Source organism: Paenibacillus wenxiniae, from assembly GCF_039822605.1.
Taxonomy (GTDB): domain Bacteria; phylum Bacillota; class Bacilli; order Paenibacillales; family Paenibacillaceae; genus Saccharibacillus; species Saccharibacillus wenxiniae.
Genome location: NZ_JBCGUH010000004.1, coordinates 63,453 through 81,959, shown reverse-complemented (window position 1 = coordinate 81,959; position 18,507 = coordinate 63,453). Strand labels below are relative to the sequence as shown.

The following is an 18,507-nucleotide window of genomic DNA, read 5'->3' as shown; positions in this document are numbered from 1 at the left end:
TGCTATTCTTCGATCATACCATGAACTTTGTCCCACCACATCGGATTTCCAAAAAATAATGCGATTAAATCCACGCTTCTATTAATTTCTGGAAAAGATGCCTAATATTTATTTTAACCGAGGTGACTAAATAAATCCATAAAGAAAGACTCCGGCCACATCATGAACATGCATGCCGGAGTCGTGAAACGACTTATTGACGCGCGATTCTGCTTCAATAAGTTAGAGGTACAGATGAATGTACGACAGTCGCTTATGTATTCCAAAGAAAAAGTACAGCGAATATCCATCTGCATGAACGCTATTTCATTATTCTGTTATTCGTTCAGCACGCCACTCCACATACTGATTCTCCAGCATTTCCAGTGTACGCTCGGTATGTTGCTTGCGCTGTGGAAGCCATGCAAGCGTATCGTCATCCTCATAGATCGTCCACAGATCGGAAAACAGATGCTCCTGTAATTGTATAGGTTGTCCCTGTAATCTTCCGTCTGCCCAGACAAGGCCTGCTGTCGTTCGTATGACGATACGTATTCCGTCCATCGTGCGTGCCTTCTGTCCAAGCTGAATGACCGTCAGCAATTGAGCAAGCGTATGCCAGTTCATAATAGTAATTAACGCTCGATCAATTTGAAATCATCGTAATGGAAGCCTGGAGCAACTACGCAGGATACAAATACAGGCTCATCGCCCAGTGGACGTGCCATTTGCCATACGCCAGCCGGGATTAATACTTGTGGCATCTGTCCAGCTTCGATGTCCAGACCGAGAATGAATTTCTCACCTTCCTCTGGATGCTCACCGCTTCCGCCGAGTGTCAGCTCCAGCGGGCTACCGGAATGGATTAGCCACAGTTCATCGGAATGCACAACATGCCAATCCGACGTTTCGTCTGCATGCAGCAGGAAGTAGATCGATGTTGCAGAAAAGCGCGGGCCGGAATATTGTTCCGGTAAAATGCTTTGCGGAATCTCAAACGAAGCTTTCCACATTTCGCGATACCAGCCGCCTTCTTCGTGAGGTTTCAGATCAAGTGCAGCTACAAGTGGAGACAGGGGTAAATTCGTTTTCATGGACAGTTCCTCTTTTCTGTTATCAAAATAAGTGCAGATTTCCAATCGGATTTCATTCATTATATTCAAATCATCTTATTCAACGATCAGAGTCTGTTTGCTCAATCGTCGGCACGGTGGACAGCTGTACATTACCTGCAACAGCGCGTGAAATCATACACGACTGCTCCGCTTTATGAGCGAGCAGATTGGCTTTTTCCAGCTGGGCTGTAGTTGCCGTGGCAGCCAGCACGATATGCGGACGGTGAATGATCTCTTTGTACGTAAAAATATTGTTTGTCACATCGACATAGCCTTCGGAGCGCATCGTCAGCTGCTCCACTGCAAGTTCGGAACGCTCCAGCATCGCGGCGAGCGTAATGATATAACAGGTCGCTGCTGCACCAAGCAGCATCTCGTCGGGATTCGTGCCCGTTCCCGGTCCGCCCATCGGCTCTGGAATCGAGATGACGGTATTCAGATTGCCGGAGGAAATGGTTCCTTCGCTGTTGCGTCCGCCCTTCCAGTTGGCATCCAGTATAAATTCATGAATCATTATGCGGTCATCTCCTGATTGTATGATCAGAGGCAGGTTCAGAACGCTGCTCTTATTGCTTGTTACATACCCATAACGCCAATGTACCTGCTGCACATCGTATAAGCAGTAGTGTACCATATTCGGTTGTACAATGTGCAGTCTAAGCTTCCTTTCATTCGATTCGATACAGCAAAAACACCGCCCAACCGGAACCCAATCCGGCAGCAGTGTTTGCTTTTACAATTCTTTACGATTAAACCGTCTCGTGCCCCATAACAGCAATATTAGCGTATACAGTACAGCATAAACGATAAAGCGACCCGAAACGACCTGTCCCAGTCCCATGCCCGCAGTCAACGAAGAACCGACTTCCACCATACCGGCAAGATCATCGAATCCTAGCATGAGCGCCATCATTTTGCGTTGCAGCGCATCAACCGGCATAAGGAATGAAATGATTCCGGTAATATTATTCAATCTCTGATGCACGTCCGGCTCCAAATCCATGAAGGACGTGAATTTCTCCACCATTCCGCCAAGCCAGCCTGCTCCATAGAACATCGTCATAAATACGCCGTTGCCCAGCGCGGAAAAAGCAGTTGAACCGAGTAAGCTAAGCGTAATCAGAATCGGTACAGCCAGCGCATAAACAAGGAAAGACTGGATATGTACCGTCAAATTGCCAGGTACAAAGGTATGAATGTCCGTTACGATAATAATCGATACATACAGCAATAAGGCATACAGTACACCGAATGACACATATCCGAGCCAGCGTCCGATATACCATTTCCAACGTGGTACCGGACGGGTTAATGTCGCCTGCATAATACCAAGCTCCGCTTCACCGGAAATCGACGAAAATGAACTAAAAATAACGAGAAATGCCAGAATAAAGCTGCCAAAGAAAAAGCCGAGCGTCAGCAGCGTTGAGCCTTTTGCATACTGTTCGACCAGATCGACCGCGCCCGTACTGGAAAGAGGAATGTCTTTCGTCAATGTGCTGGCGATAAACCAGAACAGCACCAGAAACAAGATCGTCATGACCAGCGTCATCAGCATGACCTTTTTACGCAGCAGTTCCTTCCATGTCATTCCGATAATCGTATTCATTCGTGTTCCCCCCGGTGGCTGAGTCCTGATACGGCTTCCATAAACCATTCTTCCAGCCGTTCCCGTACCGGATACACATGATACAGTGTCATTCCTTGATTGACGATCAGCGTCGTAATGAGACCGACCTGCTGCTCGTTATCAATGACTGCCTCCAGCCAGATTTCGTCGCCCATACTGCCGCCGTTTCGCTCGCCATCAGGCAGTGATTCTGCCCGATGCAGCTGTACACCGCTCGTTTCGATCAACCACGGCAAAATTTCGGGAGTATAGCCCCCGATTTTGAACAGCCAGCGAGTCTGTGCATGCAGTACCTGCTGTACGGTTCCATGACGCAAAATCTCACCATTATTAAGCAGCGCGATTCGGTCACAGATATTTTCCACTTCCTCCAGCAGATGTGAATTGAGGAAAATGGTCTTGCCTTCCTGCTTGAGTTCCCGTAACAGTGTACGTACATCCAGCCGACCAACTGGATCAAGCGCCGAAGACGGTTCATCCAGAAACAGAATCGGCGGATCAGCAATTAGCGCACATGCCAAACCTAGACGCTGCTGCATGCCTTTGGAGTAATGCTTGACTCTGTCTTTCCCCCGATTGCCGATGCCTACGCGATCGAGCAGCTCCGGTATGCGGCGCTCTGTCGTCGGTTTGTCCAGTCCGCATAATCGGGCATGCAGCCGGACGACTTCACTACCGGTCAACCATTCCTGATAACGGTACAGCTCTGGCAAATAGCCGATATGCCGCTTGGCTGCCACCGTTCCGATCGGATCGCCCAACAGCGAAGCCGTGCCACCTGTTGGCGTAATCAGACCGACGAGCATTTTGACAAGCGTGCTTTTGCCAGCACCATTAGGACCGAGGAAGCCAAAGGCTTCCCCCTGTCCGACGGTAATCTGCACATTGCGGCAGCCGCGTCCATTATCGTATTGCTTGGTGAGATTATCGATATGAATAGCCGTTTGTGTCATGAGGCTGTCAGTTCCTTCACTTTGGCAATAAAGGCATCCGAGCTTTTAAATGCAATTCCATTCCCTTCCAGATTGAAATACTCGCCGTCTTTGATCCAATATGCATTGTATCTGGCATAATCATTTTCTCCTGGGACATAGGGTTCTTCTTGAAAGATAACCGGTATATTGTTAATTTCTATGCGTTTGCTTGGCTGATTGGATACAATCGGCAGCGGCAGTTCACCATTCAACATTTTTTGTTTTTCCAGCATGTTTTTTATATCCTGTGGTACCAATGGTAGATTCGACAGTGTCTCAAAAATACGAGCAGCGTCCACACCTTCATCAAATGTCACTTTTGGTACGGCCATCTGCTCCAAATTCGCCCAGCCAGTCAAGCCATCGCTCGTTGGCTCGCTCACTGAGTCGGGCAAAATCAGTTGATAGTGGATCGTCTCTGGTACAGTCATTGTAATAAGTTTGCCGTTCATTTCTTCCGGCAGCAGTGTAGTACCACCAAGACGCGTAATCGCGCTGTTCACAGCATCTGTATTGAGCTTGATGGTTTCCGTGTGGGAATTGAAGACCTGCACGCGATCCTCCATCTGCTTCAGCACCGATGCAGGAAGAGCAGTATATCCCAGCTTACTAATTGCCTGACTAGCTGTCTGCTCGCCCTCATAAGTACCGGAAGTGGATGTAAATGTACCAAAGCGGTTCATATCTTCAGTTGTTACGCCTTTATTATGATATTCATCGATCATATTGTTAATGCCATTATCATTAATTGCCGTTAGCTCCTGCATACGGAACTGGTTCAGCAGCGATGCCAGTGCATTGTTACCAAACGGGGTTGCCAGTACCGTACCGGCTACAACACAAGCGGCAATGCCAGCTGTCCATTTACGGGCTTTGCTACCGAAGCGGCGGGATTTCTCGTTCTTATTCATCTGCTCCGAAGCAGTGGATGGTTGATTATTCATGATATTCAATCCTTTCACATTCGATATGGGGGTTGACTCCACGGTCGATACGTCAGATACGGTCGGTTGATATTCGTTCCATTGCTGCCAGTTCGGATGAGGCGTTTCGTCGGCAAGGAGAGCTTGCATTTTCATCCAAGCCGCATCGGTTTCGGCACGGTCGGCAGCAGGATGATTGTTCATCTCATCAGCGCCAGGACGGCGCACGGTGTCGTTCCGGTAGGCATGTTCATCTTTGCCTTGCACAGGATATTTATTCACCTGCAACTTCCTCCTTTATTTTGTAGTAGTAAGCTTCGATCCATTTTCTTGCTCCATCATCAGGTGGAATTCAGCATCTTTTTACGTAGCTTGTTCGTTGCCCGGTGAAGCAGTGTGCCTACAATTGGCGGTCGTAGCTGCAATTGTTCGGCGATCTCCGAGTAGCTATACCCTGAATATTTCATCAATAGCGCTTGTTTGTCCCGTTCGGGAAGCTGATCCAGCAGCTCATGCAGTTCGGCTTGTTCCTGCTGCTGAATCATCGTTGCTTCTCCATCCGGCGTTATCGATTCGTTCAGGTCATAATATTGCTCCTGCTTATTTTGCAAACGGCGTTCACGCGCCTTTTTATCCATATAGTCGTAAGCAATTCGGGTTAGCACACGATGCAACCACGCACCGACCGCCTGTAACTGATCTGGCGGATTACGATAGAGGCGAAGGAAGACCTCCTGTGCCAGATCGTCAGCCGCTGCTTCGTCACGAACCATTGCATTGAGTTTGCGTTTGACACTGGGGTAATGTTCATAAAAAATCTGTTTGAACTGTTCCGGCTCCGGTTTGTTCATCAAATGGATGCTCCTTTCCGCTGCAGCTATAAGAAAGACGGGCATGCCGCGTTATTTGTATCACCTGCATTTAACTATTTTTATTTTTTGTATGTATTTCTATATACAGGCGATGTAATAGCCATTTTTATCGTATGCCATAACTGCTGACAAAGTGAATCATTGTACGATATAAAGTGAATCACTCTACTATATAATGTCCATTTTCCTATACCATTTATGGCATCGTTCGCTTGATCTGTCCTACTGTGCACTGAATAGGTATTTATGCCCTATACAATAAGCTGAAAATCAGACATGATATTGCTCAAAAGTAGCATCTTTGTAATGGCAATACCTAACCGATTCGCTATAATGAGAATAGTTTCAGACCCTTCGGAGGTGATCATATGGATTGGCTCGAAGATTTTAAACCTCAACTTGAACGCCTGTTCTTGCAGGCGGAAAAACGGGTTCGCTCGTTCCCCGCTCCGCTGCATGAGATAGGTCTGCGCTACCTGTCAGCATTCGACATTCGCCTGCATAGTAGCACCAAAAATTATATCTGCTATTTGCTCCCCTTCTGGCTGGAACGGATGTTGTCGGCACGTCTGGAAGCTTCCGCTTCAGATGCTTTACTGCAAACCGCTCGTCACGCCGCACTCGGTAATGTGATGGGCATGCTGCACTTTTTTATTCAGGATGATCTGATGGATACGAGGCAGCAGGATACTCCGCAGGATGTACGTTCTCTCGTACCGCTCAGCCAGCTTTTTCACAGTGAATTTATTACAGCCATGTCCGCCGCTAGCAGTTCTCAGCATCATACACGTCTGTGGGAATATTATCATGATCTTAGCTCGGAGTGGGCATCGGCAGTCTACGATGAGTCTGATTCCGATTATTTCCTCCATGCTAGACATCGTGTCGCTGATAAAGCCAGTCCAATCAAACTATCTGTGATCTTATTCATGCTGGAGGCGAATCTCGCTTCACAGCTCCCCGCCTTACTGGAGCAACTTGATCGTGTCTTGCTCGTCTTGCAAATGAACGATGATGCAGCCGACTGGTCCGAAGATCTGGCATCCGGCAACTACAACTGCCTGCTATCGCTCGTTCGCCAGGAATATGATGACCTGGCATCCAATGATCGGAATAAACAAACACTTACTTTTGACGCATTGACTGAAGCACATGTACAACAGGCGATCTATGATCGTCACATTTTGCAGCGCTACACCTCGATCGCTGCCGATAGCTACCTAGCTGCCGATTCCGCTTCGCTCAATCCCTATCTATCTCAGTTTCATGCTTATCTGATTCGTCAGCTAACACGCATGTCAGAACAGGTGGAACAGCATCGCAACCTATTGCTCCAACAAGGAAGCATCTGGTACTATGCTAAACTTTCTAATTGAAAATAACATGAAAAATATTACAAAAATTATTGATTTTAGGATTGGTGCCTGTTATAGTATAGGAAAATATAACCATTTCAAGAGAGGGATGATGGGTATGTCTAGCCAAGCCATTTTTCATACGCAGGTAATTCAGAAAGCATGGGAAGACCCACATTTTATGGAGTTATTGAAAAGTAACCCCAAGCAGGCGTTGCAGGAAATGATGGGCATTTCCTTTCCGGAACATGTCAAATTGACCACCGTCGAAGAAACACCTGAGGAGTTGTATCTGGTCATTCCTCCTAAGCCTTCTGAGGTGGCTGCCTATTCTCGTCTGAAAACAGAGGCTTCCTGGTAAAACGTGATCGATCCTTTCCCTTTATGTTGTTCTATACATCATTTTTTCTAACTTTACATTTTAGATCCACAACCGAATGAAAAAGTGCAATTCGTTTAAGAGACGGATTGCGCTTTTTTTATATGCGATTGCGTCTTTTCTCCCTTGTGCGATGTTAACGATTTGATTATTCTATTCATAAAAACGCTTACATTATTCTATGCAGCTCGTTTCTATCTATGTCTGGTATACGCAATTAAGGAGGCCTGCATTGATGAATACCGAATTTATGCTGGAATATTATCATCTTCCAACGTTTTCACTACGATATAAGCCTGCATTGGATGGTAGCAAATGGACGCTTTTGTATGTAAACGCCAGCTCGGAAGATGCTCTGTCCCCTCACGATAACGTGTATGGACAGATGTACCTGATTCCGCCGGGCAAGTTACCTCTCGACCTGCTGCAATCGGTGGTGACTTCAGCTAGTGGTATCTGTTGTCAGTTTACCGCCTATTCGCAATGGTCTGCCTGGCTGCATAAGCTGCAAACAACGGATTCGCAGCAACCGCTTCAGCTTGCAGATCGTAAACTATGCCAGCAGATTGAATATACGCTGGAGCGACTGATGGAGTATGGTGAACATGCCGACCACCCCGGCTATCGGCAATTGTCCTTTCATTTGCTTAGTGAGCTGCTGTTATTGTTAACCGTGCACCAGCAACCGACCGTACAAAATCACTCGGATTCGCGTATTGAAGAAGTGCTGCACTATTTGCAGGTGCATTATGCTGAAGATATTCGGATCGAACAGCTTGCTCAGCTCGTCTGTCTCTCTCCTTCTCGTCTATCGCATCTGTACAAATCGCATACCGGTGAGACGATTATGGATACGTTAATTCGGCTAAGACTGGAGCGTGCACAGCATTTGCTGGCATCAACCTGTCGTTATGTGGGCGAGATTGCGTATGAAGTCGGCTTTAACTCGCAAACGTATTTTACATGCAAATTCACGCGTCATTTCGGCATCAGCCCTTCGCTCTATCGCAGCAGCCTCGCTTCATCCAGTAGCTGTACTTCCTCCGCGCCTGCCTTTTCTCGTCAGCTAACTGGTACCGTTACCAGGTCATCGATGTAAATGGATCAAAGCCCTGTGCACGTTGAAAACGAACCGAACAGCTAATGATGACAGCTCTCTAATGTGGCTATGAATAACCGAGCTGTTGAAGCATGAAGCGTTCGTCACCCTGTGCAGGGCTTTACCATGTGCTGAAGCTGTATTTGTGGCTTCAATGTTTATATTGCAATAAATAAAATATAGACTTTTAAAACGAACAGGCTCTTACTACGGCAACAACGTACCGTGTAAAAGCCTGTTCGTGTTCAACGATCGTAATCGATCCTGGTATGATCGATTACGCATACTATTTATTCTTTTTGGTTCATCTTAGCTTGCTGCCCCTTATTTAGCAGCACTACTCTCCATTTGCGTTTTGTACGCATCCAGCTGACGTTGCAGTTCTGCCATCACTTTATCATAGCCGGCGAGCTTCAACTTATCGCGGAATTGCTGCACCGCCTGTGTCGGATCGCCTGCTTTACCATAAGTGATCGCCGGGCCCATTTCGGCAGTAACCTGTGAAACAGCGGTCAGCTCGGATTGAACATTCGTATTGTCGAATACAAATTGTCCATAAGGATAAGGCTTTTTGATTTTGTCATACTCGCTGTACAGCGTATCGATTTTATCCCATGTGGTATCACTTGGAATCTCGAATTTGTCCATACGACCTGCCCAGAAGTCAGAGTAGAATCCATCTCTTGTTTCGTCATAGCCATCTGGCAGTGTACGTTTGCCATCTTTGATCACATATTGGGTGCCTTCCATACCATAGTTCAGCAGTTGATAGATTTCTTTATTATTCCGCATCAGATCATAAGCCATCAATGCACGCTCTGGATTTTTGCTATGTGCACCCAGTGCGACACCGCCGTGTGTGATTGGCATTTCCAACAAATTGCCACTCTGACGGGAGAATGGGAACATTTGCAGCTCAGAGCCAGGTTGCTTTTTATCCATTTGTACACGCAGACCGGAGAATGTCTGTGTATGATGCTGATCCATACCCGTTTGACCGGCTTGTAGGGCGGTACGTGTATCGTTTTTGTTGTTCAGTACATCTTCACGCCAGTAGCCATTGTCTGCCCACTGTTTCATCGTTTTGGCAAAATCAAGGAATGTATCGTCAAAAACAGGACTGACGACGGTATACCGCTCATCATACGATTTACCAGCAAACACCGGCAGGTATCCGGTGGAGATGGGCAGTTCCAGATTTTGCGTATGGGATTGTACCCAGCCGCCGAAGATGCTATCGCTTGCCTGTACATCCCACGGGATCACATCAGGTTTATTGTCTTTGATCCATTGCAGATATTTGCCGATCGTATCCCAATCTTTAATCGGCTCGGTAATACCAGCTTGTTTCGCCCAATCGCCACGATAGAAGAAACCGTGGTTAATCCACTGCGTGTAATCGTTTTCAGGGATCAGGACAATTTTACCGTTATATTTGCTTTGTGCCCAGTCTTCCTTCGGAATCGACTTCCATGTTTCTGGCGCATACTTTGGCAGCAGATCATCCAGTGGCATAAATGCACCGCGCTGTGCATTACCCCATGTATCGAGCCAGTCCGTACCGATCGTTACGAGATCAACAGGCTCACCGGAAGCGAGCAGCAGATTGTACTTTGTTTGCCAGTCTGCCCACTCAACCCATTTCCATTGTACGTTAGCATTGATCTTTTCCTTCATAATGGCGTTAACTTTATCTATCACTTTCTCAAATTGACCATTTTTCGGTTTGTCTCCAAGCGCTACAAAGGTAACTGTGACGAACTGAGACTTGTCATCCCCTGCGGCGTTGTTGGAGCCTTTGCCTCCACATGCTGCAAGCGTGAATACGAGCATGCTGACGAGCAGTGCGGCCATCCATTTACGGTGTTTCCACATACATTAACCCCCCTGAGTTGTTGGCTGAATGCGAAATGAGCGGTATGCACACTTTCGATTCATGTTGCATACCTGTTGTGTAACGTCTTCATATCTACTATATAGGTCTTCCTGCACGAACTATTCTCTTGCCGAAAGACGGAAGCGTTCAGCCCTTAACGGCACCGACCGTAATTCCCTTAATAAAATAACGCTGCACAAACGGATAAAACAAAATGACCGGTCCGGTCGCCACAACAGCTGTTGCCATCTTCATCGTCTCCAGCGGCACATCGCTCATCGATACATTGGATGATGCGGCAGAGTTACGGATAAAGTCGGCACTCGTCACGACGTTATACAGGAACAATTGCAGCGGACGATAGTCCATATCCGGCGATAGGAATAGCATCGCATTGTACCACTCATTCCAGTACCCAAGTGCAATGAACAAACCAATCGTCGCCAGTGCAGGTGTCGACATCGGCAAAATTAGACGCATGAAAATGGTGAAATCGCCGGCTCCATCAATTTTTGCCGATTCGGTAATCGCATGTGGGATGGAACGAACAAAGCTTTTCATCATAATGATTAGAAACGGACTGAGTAAGCCTGGCAGCAGGACAGCCAGATAATTGTCTTTCAACTCCAAATATTGCGTGATCAGCAAATAAAACGGCACCAGACCACCGGAAAAGAGCGTGGTGAAATAGATGAAAAACGAAATTTTGTTCCGATACGTAAAATCAGGACGCTGTAACGCATACCCCGTCATCGCCACAATGAACAGTCCGATTATCGTTCCGACTACGGTCAATCCAATCGTGACGAGATACGAACCGATAATGAGCTTCGGATTCTCAAATACGATCTGATACGCAAATGTACTAAACTCATGCGGCCAGATCGTAAAGCCGAATTTTTTCACCGACGACTCACTCGTAAAGGACGTTCCGAGAATGAGCAGAAACGGCAGCAAACAGCAAATCGCAAATATACCGATCACGATATATCCAAACCAGCGGACGATAGTTTCACTGGCATCGGAGCGGATGCGTGCCGGACGCGGCGTGTTGCCTCCAATCACATTGCCTTTGGCATTCATGTCCATACCGGTCACCTCCTAGAATAGTGAGTTGTCAGGCGAAACTTTTTTAATAATCCAGTTCGCAGTCAGCACGACGACAAAACCGAATACCGACTGATACAAGCTAACCGCGCTACCCATGGAGAAGTTAAAGTTTGTCATCAGGGAGCGGAATACATACGTTTCAATAATATCGGTACTGGCATACAATGCCGTGTTATTCGCACCGACCAGGTTATAGAACAAGCCGAAGTTCCCTTTGAGAATACCGCCGAGCGAGAACAGCAGCAAAATGATAAATGTTGGTTTCAGCCACGGAATGACAATATGGATAATACGCTGGAATGCATTGGCACCGTCAATCTCTGCCGCTTCCACAATTTCAGTATCCAGTCCCATGATCGCAGCAAAGTACACAATTGAACCGTACCCTGTCGTTTGCCACAAATATGTGATCACGATAATAAATGGCCACAGACTTGGCTCGGAATACGCTTTGACTGGATTCAGTCCGAGCGATGCCAGCACATGGTTCAGCAAACCGTAATCATAGCTCAAAATGTTGTAAGCGAGCAGACCGACCAGAACCGCCGAGATAAAATAGGGCAGGAACATCAACGTCTGCGTTACTTTTTTGAACCATTTTTTACGGATTTCATTCAGCAGGATCGCCACCATAATCTGGGCAATGTTACCGATCAGAATGAAAGCTGCATTGTAAGCGATTGTGTTAAAGGTCAATCTCCACAAATCACCTGTCATGACGAGGAACTTGAAATTGTCCCAACCGACAAATGGACTGCTGAAAATACCGTCGGTGTAGTTGTACTTGACGAAGGCAAGGTACAATCCGGGCATAGGCAAGTACGCGAATACACAGAAAAATAAGATCGCTGGTAAGCACATCAGCAGGAGCATCCGGCTGTTTTTGAACGTTTTCCGCTTCGTGCGCTTGGCGCGTACTGCTGGGATCGACTTGGCTGTATCCAATGAACATTCCTCCTTTGTGCTTCGTTCGCTTGACCGGCAATCAGGCTGCCGGGACAACACGATGGTTTACCCTTTTATTGTAAGCGTTTTCTTAATGTATGTTATTACACGATTCTGCTATTCCCTTTTAATATTCTGCTATATTTTTCCCGTTTACGTTCGATTTATATAAAAAAACCGCTCTTACCTGCCGTCAGTCGCCCGTTTTAGACAGGCTCGACTGACGGAAAAGTAAGAACGGCTTCGGTTCCTTCCCCTTTTTTGCTATGAAATTCTAATTGACCGCCCATCGCTTCAATGATGCGGAAAGTAACCATCAGACCGAGACCGGTGCCTTTCGTTTTGTTAGAAAAATACGGCTCACCGAGTCGGGCTAATTCCTGCTCACCCATACCTGCACCATTATCACGAATGCTGATGATCACATGGTATTCCTGCTGCCATGCTCGGATGGTCACCTGACCTTCTTTACGCAGCGCTTCGATACTGTTCTTAATCATATTAATGCACGCTTGCTTGAACTTGGACGAATTACCGCGAATATGCAGTCCATCCGGCAGATCGATCGCCAGCGTGCCACCCTGTAGGCTGGCTAGCGGCTGCATAATATTTTCGATATGCGAAAATTCTTCTTTTAAATCTAGCAGATCGATCTTATCAAACTGCGGCTTGGCAAAGGTAAGAAAGTCCGTAATAATATCCGAGGCACGATCCAGCTCGTCCAGTGCCATTTTCAAATGTTCGCGTCCTTTGTCATCGGTATTCATACGCGTTAATTGTAGAAATCCACGCGTCACCTGTAATGGGTTACGCACCTCATGCGCAACCGATGCAGCCAGCTCGCTGATCATATCCATCTTCTCCGAACGTTGCAGTTCATTGTTGAACAGCTCCAGCTGACGTGAATACTCAATCGCCTGCCGCCGATTTTCAGCAAAAATGCGTCCCATAATGGCGATCAGTGCAATGACGAAGAAGATCACGCCCCATTTCCATAATACCAGCTTGTAATCGCCATCTTGCACATAGAACCAGATCAGCTCAAAGCCGGTAATGAGCGCAAAAACGGAAAATCCAGCTGCAAAAATCTGTGCTGCCCGATTACGGTTCATCGCAAAACGTAGCGTCATAATCAGGAACATGATCAGACCAATAAGCATAAATACGCCAAAAACAAGCACGGTCATCACGTAATAAATTTTAAAATAGCGATCATGGGTAAGCGCATTGCCAATCAACGCCAGCAGGCAGAGCGCCGAGTAAATATACTGCGCGCGCTTCATCCGGTGAATCAATCCACGATAACCTTGACCAAATACACTTTCAAAAAACTCATAAAACGCCGGCACCAGTACAAACAGGCTAATATCAAACAGCAGCGTATACACCCGATCGCCGTATGGATAAAACGTAAATAAAAACGGTGAATACGTGACTACGAGCAAACCAAGCGCTAAAATCACCACGCACAAACTAAGCCACATCCGCTTGGCCTGTCCTTCCAAAAAGAACGAGCAAAACGCCATAATTAGCGCGACCAGTACAAACGAGAACCCGATCACCACATCCGTTAGATCAGAGCTAACATATGCAGTCAAAATATCCTGATAATCGCCGATCAAAATGCCATTCGTTAAGCCGATCTTCTCCCGCGCCGATTCCACCCAGATATAGACCATTTTATACGAATCATCTCGCGTGAGCGGCAATAATAACTGGTTCTGCTCATAAGCATAGCCGCGTCTGGACTCATAGATTTTATTATCATCCAGATACACGATCACATGCTTGCCCTGCAATTCACGAATTAACAAACCGGATGTATTCCAGTTCAGCTCCGGCAACGGAATACGAATCCAGGCGGAGGAACTATTGACCGGCTTGCCATCCTTCATTAGCTGGGATGATGTCCAGTATGTATTCTGTTCATCATTCCACGGTTTAGCTGTAAATGTATTTTGCGCTTGCCAGCGTACTTGCCAGTAATCGATACGTTGAAACTTCTCATCTTCGCGCGTATTCGATGATAGCGATAGGGCAAGCAAAATGACGAGCACGATCAGTAAACATAATACTAACGCTTTGGACATGATTTTCATGGAGCACCTCATTATCAGTCAGTCTGTCCAGCAGTCTCAGTTTATAGGTTGGCGACAGATCCACCATTATATCGTCCTTCCATATCTAACGTGCATCACACTATGTATAGACAGAACAAGCCATAAAGCCCACAACCTCTATTATACTGCGTCCATTGTTGGAGGAACACTACTAAATTCCTAGTCTCTACCAAATTGTCTTTGTTTGTCCATATTTAGAACATGATTTAGAATACGCTATCGCTGCTTATCCAGACGGAATCGACTGTTTGGTCATCCAGAATGACGGGTAAGCTCCAGTAGGGAGGCATAATTGCCCTCCAAAATCCGTAAAGGCAAGGAGCTGATCAACATGGCAGACAAAAAGCATTATGACGATGTGTTCTGGAAAACACGCGATACCCTGCTGGATGACGAGGATGCCCAGCCTGTGGATGAGGAGCTGGAAGCCGAACTGCCGCGCGACGCGGAGCTTGCGGTCATTCATCCAGAGCGACTGGACGAGCCGATCCTTAAAACGATCATCGATGAAGAGGATTCTGATGTACACCCACAGGCAGACCCGGAGGATGCAGCATCTGATGCGAGTCAGGTGACAGATGGGGAGCCGGAAGAGGATGGCGATGAGAAGTCGTGATGTGACTGAAAGGTACATTTGTATCTGAATACGTAAAGCTACATTTGTATCTGATGTATCTGAATCATGTAGTGATGGATGCAATGCGCTGAGCAGTGGATGGAAATGGTAACCACCACTCCTGCACAGAATAAGAAGATGGAATCAATGAAAACACCGAAGTGGACGGAGTAGTAGAAGGGTCACACTATAAATCGCCCTGTCGCCTTGTTTGTTGGCTGAAGTGAGTCGCCGAATTTCATCATGAAATTACCTTTTGGGTCAGAGCATATACATCCAATTTATGCGTATACTTCAGCATAAATCAAAATCCGCTAGATCACTTTGATGTGATGTAGCGGATTTTTTAATGAATTGCTTATTTACGTCCATAATCGGCTTTAATCTCGCCCCAGCTGCGTGTTTCCCATTTGAGCAGTTTATTCGTGTAGTTGTGAGTGCGTAGCCATTCTTCCGCACGGTCGACAAGATCCCAGATTTCGGCAGTCGATTCGTCGCGCACGAGGGTGGACGCTGCTTTTTTTTGCTTGACCCATTTGAGTGCATTTTCCGAGTCGCTATATACCGTTTTATTGCTGTCCTGTTTGTGCAAGTAAGCAAGCGCGTGTACGATTGCTAAAAATTCGCCCATATTGTTCGTGCCTTTGGCAATTGGACCTTTGCTGAAAATGATCTGTCCGGTGCGCGTATCCACACCTTTATACTCGACCGGGCCAGGATTGCCACGTGTACCGACATCGACGGAGATGCTATCGTAATCGATCTGATCCATCGGGATGTTGGTTGCAGCTGCCTGACGCTTGCCGTAGCTTGGAGTTTTGCCTCCTGTAGCTGTCGATTTGCTTTTGCCAGCGCCTGCGGATTGACCCCAGTGCTTTTTCCAACCATCACGGTAGGCTTGCTCTGCCCCTGCGCGAGATTCATATGATTTGTATTTGGCATCTTTGTAGCCGCTCGTTTGTTTCTGGCATTCCGGCCATGAGCTGTATACACCCGGCTGGTGCCCTTCCCATACGACATAATATTTTGATTTCGCCATAACGATTGTATTCCTCCATTACATAACTGAACTGCTTCTATATCCCTGCTGTACATCATTGCTTCATAAACGTGCTTCTATGCTATTATGACTGCTTTGTTTGTACATTGGCAACCGAATCAGCTGGTTGTGTTGCTGGAGCAGGCGTTACCTCCCATTTGCGGCGGGCAACAAAGATGGCGCAGCACAACAACAGCAAGCCATTAATAATAAACACATATCGGATATCAAGTATCGAGCCGAGCAGACCGCCGATGAGCGGTCCGGCCATCGTCGCGATCTGAGATGCTGACTGGTTTAATCCGAAGGCGCGCCCACGGAAATCAGCAGGCGTGACTCTCACGATTAGCGCATTGATCGACGGCATAACCGCAGCGAAGAACAGCCCGTAACCGAAGCGTAGCATGCCAAAGCCCCAGATGTTGGCGAGCAGGAACTGTAATACATTGCCGATCCCACTACCGATCAATCCGATTAATAGAACCTTACCAAAGCCAATCTGTGAACCAATCTTCCCCCAGCGCGGCGCCATAATGAGCGTCGCTACCCCTACCGCTGAAAAGACAATGCCCGCACTGAGCGAAGCGCTGCTCGTGGACACCCCAAGTCCTTTCACATAGATCGTAATGAGCGGTTCCAAAATCATAACCGAGAAGTTAGCTACGCCTGTCAAAATGAGCAGCGACACAAAGATCGGATTGGCTGCCGCCTGACGAATATCGCTGAGCACGTTAGAGCGCTTCGCCGAACGGTTGAAATTATGCTCTTTCACCCAGATCGTTGCGATCACTGCCGCAATCAGTACGATGAACGCTGAGAACAAAAAGGCGTTCCGGTTGCCTATGTAGTAACTGACGACCCCACCGATCAATGGCCCAATAATCGTACCGGTCGCACCGGAAGTCGCCATAATGCCAAGCGCATAACCTGTTTTGTCCTCCGGTGTATTGGTGCCGACAAGTGCAATAGACGCAGGCACAAAACCTGCCAGCAAGCCCTGAAACAAACGTACAACCAGAAACACATACGGATCGGTCACAAAGTAACTGATCACATACAATACCGCCAGACTGAACCCGGAACGGATCAGCATCGGCTTCCGTCCATACTTATCCGACAGTGAACCCCAGAATGGAGCAATCAAAGCACTGGCTAGAAAGGTAATCCCAAAAGCGACCCCAGACCATACTTCCAGATGACGAGTGACGCCCAGCTCCGTTTCCAAAAAGATCGGCAAAAATGGAATCGAGATCGAATACGCCATACTGCAAAAAAACACACCGACCCAGATCACCACAAGATTACGCTTCCAAGAAAACTCCATGCACGTCCACCCATCCTTTCGTTATCGTCCATTCTACTCCTGTTCGACAAAATCTCCAAATCGAGACATATGGAAGATACGATTGAATCGTAAAGAAAAGATATCGACATAGTGAATGGATCATCTAGCTAGAACGCATATAGATAGCCCATGCATTTCGTGAATATTACGTACTGGATGCACACCTATCATTCGTTGGCTTCCGATCTGTAGCTCATAACTCCCCCGCTTGCTTCCATAAACATCGGGTTTATGTACTGCATGATCGATTGGGCAGATAAGTCGGATAAGGAAAAAGGAGATCTACCCTCGTAAACGATGTCATGATGTGCATTTGCGGGTAAAGACGAGTAGGCGCTGTCATAAGGAAAATCTTTATGATGAACCCGGACACAGCTGAATTACCTAGTTCACATACAAATTCATGACAACCGAGGAGATGAGCGACATGAGTACCAACTTTGATCATAATAAAGACGCTGCGGCACAGGAATATAATCGTTACCGGACGATGGACGCTGTAACCGGACATGACGAACAGGAGTTGCGCAGCATTCCAGATAATGAGCTTGATGCGGTACAGCCTACCGTGCGTGATGAAGACGGCGTGCGCTCGGTTGTGAGTGAGCCGGAATCGGTCAATCGTCTGGAGAATGAAGCAGACGCAGGCGTGATGGATCAGGCGATTGCCACCGATCGCGGAATGCATGGACATCCTACTTCCGCCGAAGTTGCTCCAGTTGGCACGATTGATATGGAGAATGAAATGGATACGGTCAATGTAGACCAGGAAGAATACGCGCTGGAAGATGAAGATGCCCCACTTCCAGACGTACCGGATGCGGATGAATTTAATGGCGGCGAAACACCAGAAGATCCGTCGGTGCCTTCATCCTATGACCAGGACGCGCATGGTACGGATCTGCGTAATGGCTCGGTGGGCGATGATGAGATCGTGGATGTGGATCGCAGACGCGAATAATCGATAAGATAGATTGTCTGCGGAAGCCAGTAAGTGATTAAGTAATCAAGCAAGCGATTTGGAGTAAGTTATACTTTGCGGAAAAGTTGTAGATTACAGACATATGGTCATACTGTAATCTCAGCTACGAATAGTATTGATATCGAATACGCTGTAGCAGACACATTTA

18 protein-coding genes are annotated in these 18,507 nt (G+C 47.0%); 5 read left to right on the top strand and 13 right to left on the bottom strand.

Annotated elements, in window-relative coordinates:
- Nucleotides 1-309: 309 nt before the first annotated feature.
- The 7 genes from AAHF22_RS09230 to AAHF22_RS09200 form a co-directional block, all read right to left on the bottom strand.
- Nucleotides 310-606: a hypothetical protein gene (locus AAHF22_RS09230; RefSeq protein ID WP_347324715.1), complete on the bottom strand. Its 297-nt coding sequence runs from the start codon at nt 604-606 to the stop codon at nt 310-312.
- Nucleotides 607-614: 8 nt separating this feature from the next.
- A complete protein-coding gene (locus AAHF22_RS09225) occupies nt 615-1,073 on the bottom strand; it encodes a cupin domain-containing protein (RefSeq protein WP_347324714.1) in 459 nt (152 codons plus the stop codon).
- Between the two features lie 79 nt (nt 1,074-1,152).
- The gene (locus AAHF22_RS09220; RefSeq protein ID WP_347324713.1) at nt 1,153-1,608 is read right to left on the bottom strand and encodes an OsmC family protein; all 456 of its coding nucleotides are present in this window, start codon (nt 1,606-1,608) and stop codon (nt 1,153-1,155) included.
- A gap of 219 nt (nt 1,609-1,827) precedes the next feature.
- On the bottom strand, nt 1,828-2,703 hold the full coding sequence (locus AAHF22_RS09215; RefSeq protein WP_347324712.1) for an ABC transporter permease subunit: 876 nt from the start codon (nt 2,701-2,703) through the stop codon (nt 1,828-1,830).
- Nucleotides 2,700-3,677, bottom strand: coding sequence for an ABC transporter ATP-binding protein (locus AAHF22_RS09210; RefSeq protein WP_347324711.1), 978 nt, complete (start codon nt 3,675-3,677; stop codon nt 2,700-2,702). The genes AAHF22_RS09215 and AAHF22_RS09210 overlap by 4 nt, the downstream gene beginning before the upstream one ends.
- Nucleotides 3,674-4,903: a hypothetical protein gene (locus AAHF22_RS09205; protein ID WP_347324710.1), complete on the bottom strand. Its 1,230-nt coding sequence runs from the start codon at nt 4,901-4,903 to the stop codon at nt 3,674-3,676. The genes AAHF22_RS09210 and AAHF22_RS09205 overlap by 4 nt, the downstream gene beginning before the upstream one ends.
- A gap of 59 nt (nt 4,904-4,962) precedes the next feature.
- On the bottom strand, nt 4,963-5,472 hold the full coding sequence (locus AAHF22_RS09200) for a sigma-70 family RNA polymerase sigma factor (RefSeq protein ID WP_347324709.1): 510 nt from the start codon (nt 5,470-5,472) through the stop codon (nt 4,963-4,965).
- Between the two features lie 389 nt (nt 5,473-5,861).
- Here AAHF22_RS09200 and AAHF22_RS09195 point away from each other — a divergent pair, with 389 nt between their 5' ends.
- The 3 genes from AAHF22_RS09195 to AAHF22_RS09185 all read left to right on the top strand — a co-directional run bounded on the left by AAHF22_RS09195 (nt 5,862) and on the right by AAHF22_RS09185 (nt 8,326).
- Nucleotides 5,862-6,869 (top strand): hypothetical protein, encoded by a 1,008-nt coding sequence (locus AAHF22_RS09195; RefSeq protein WP_347324708.1) that lies wholly within the window; start codon nt 5,862-5,864, stop codon nt 6,867-6,869.
- Between the two features lie 97 nt (nt 6,870-6,966).
- Complete coding sequence (locus AAHF22_RS09190; protein WP_347324707.1) at nt 6,967-7,209, top strand: NHLP leader peptide family RiPP precursor; 243 nt, start codon at nt 6,967-6,969, stop codon at nt 7,207-7,209.
- Between the two features lie 253 nt (nt 7,210-7,462).
- Nucleotides 7,463-8,326: a helix-turn-helix domain-containing protein gene (locus AAHF22_RS09185; protein WP_347324706.1), complete on the top strand. Its 864-nt coding sequence runs from the start codon at nt 7,463-7,465 to the stop codon at nt 8,324-8,326.
- Between the two features lie 324 nt (nt 8,327-8,650).
- Here AAHF22_RS09185 and AAHF22_RS09180 read toward each other — a convergent pair whose 3' ends face one another.
- The 4 genes from AAHF22_RS09180 to AAHF22_RS09165 all read right to left on the bottom strand — a co-directional run bounded on the left by AAHF22_RS09180 (nt 8,651) and on the right by AAHF22_RS09165 (nt 14,356).
- The gene (locus AAHF22_RS09180; protein WP_347324705.1) at nt 8,651-10,201 is read right to left on the bottom strand and encodes an ABC transporter substrate-binding protein; all 1,551 of its coding nucleotides are present in this window, start codon (nt 10,199-10,201) and stop codon (nt 8,651-8,653) included.
- Nucleotides 10,202-10,349: 148 nt separating this feature from the next.
- Nucleotides 10,350-11,285: a carbohydrate ABC transporter permease gene (locus AAHF22_RS09175; protein ID WP_347324988.1), complete on the bottom strand. Its 936-nt coding sequence runs from the start codon at nt 11,283-11,285 to the stop codon at nt 10,350-10,352.
- Nucleotides 11,286-11,303: 18 nt separating this feature from the next.
- Complete coding sequence (locus AAHF22_RS09170) at nt 11,304-12,257, bottom strand: ABC transporter permease (protein ID WP_371834038.1); 954 nt, start codon at nt 12,255-12,257, stop codon at nt 11,304-11,306.
- A 206-nt stretch (nt 12,258-12,463) separates the two neighbouring features.
- Nucleotides 12,464-14,356 (bottom strand): ATP-binding protein, encoded by a 1,893-nt coding sequence (locus tag AAHF22_RS09165; protein ID WP_347324704.1) that lies wholly within the window; start codon nt 14,354-14,356, stop codon nt 12,464-12,466.
- Between the two features lie 352 nt (nt 14,357-14,708).
- Here AAHF22_RS09165 and AAHF22_RS09160 point away from each other — a divergent pair, with 352 nt between their 5' ends.
- Nucleotides 14,709-14,993 (top strand): hypothetical protein, encoded by a 285-nt coding sequence (locus AAHF22_RS09160; RefSeq protein ID WP_347324703.1) that lies wholly within the window; start codon nt 14,709-14,711, stop codon nt 14,991-14,993.
- A 358-nt stretch (nt 14,994-15,351) separates the two neighbouring features.
- Here the strand turns inward: AAHF22_RS09160 and rnhA are convergent, their stop codons facing one another.
- Complete coding sequence (gene rnhA / locus AAHF22_RS09155) at nt 15,352-16,032, bottom strand: ribonuclease H (protein WP_347324702.1); 681 nt, start codon at nt 16,030-16,032, stop codon at nt 15,352-15,354.
- 85 nt (nt 16,033-16,117) lie between these two features.
- The gene (locus AAHF22_RS09150; protein ID WP_347324701.1) at nt 16,118-17,356 is read right to left on the bottom strand and encodes an MFS transporter; all 1,239 of its coding nucleotides are present in this window, start codon (nt 17,354-17,356) and stop codon (nt 16,118-16,120) included.
- A 448-nt stretch (nt 17,357-17,804) separates the two neighbouring features.
- Here AAHF22_RS09150 and AAHF22_RS09145 point away from each other — a divergent pair, with 448 nt between their 5' ends.
- On the top strand, nt 17,805-18,338 hold the full coding sequence (locus AAHF22_RS09145) for a hypothetical protein (protein WP_347324700.1): 534 nt from the start codon (nt 17,805-17,807) through the stop codon (nt 18,336-18,338).
- The last annotated feature ends 169 nt before the right edge of the window (nt 18,339-18,507 follow it).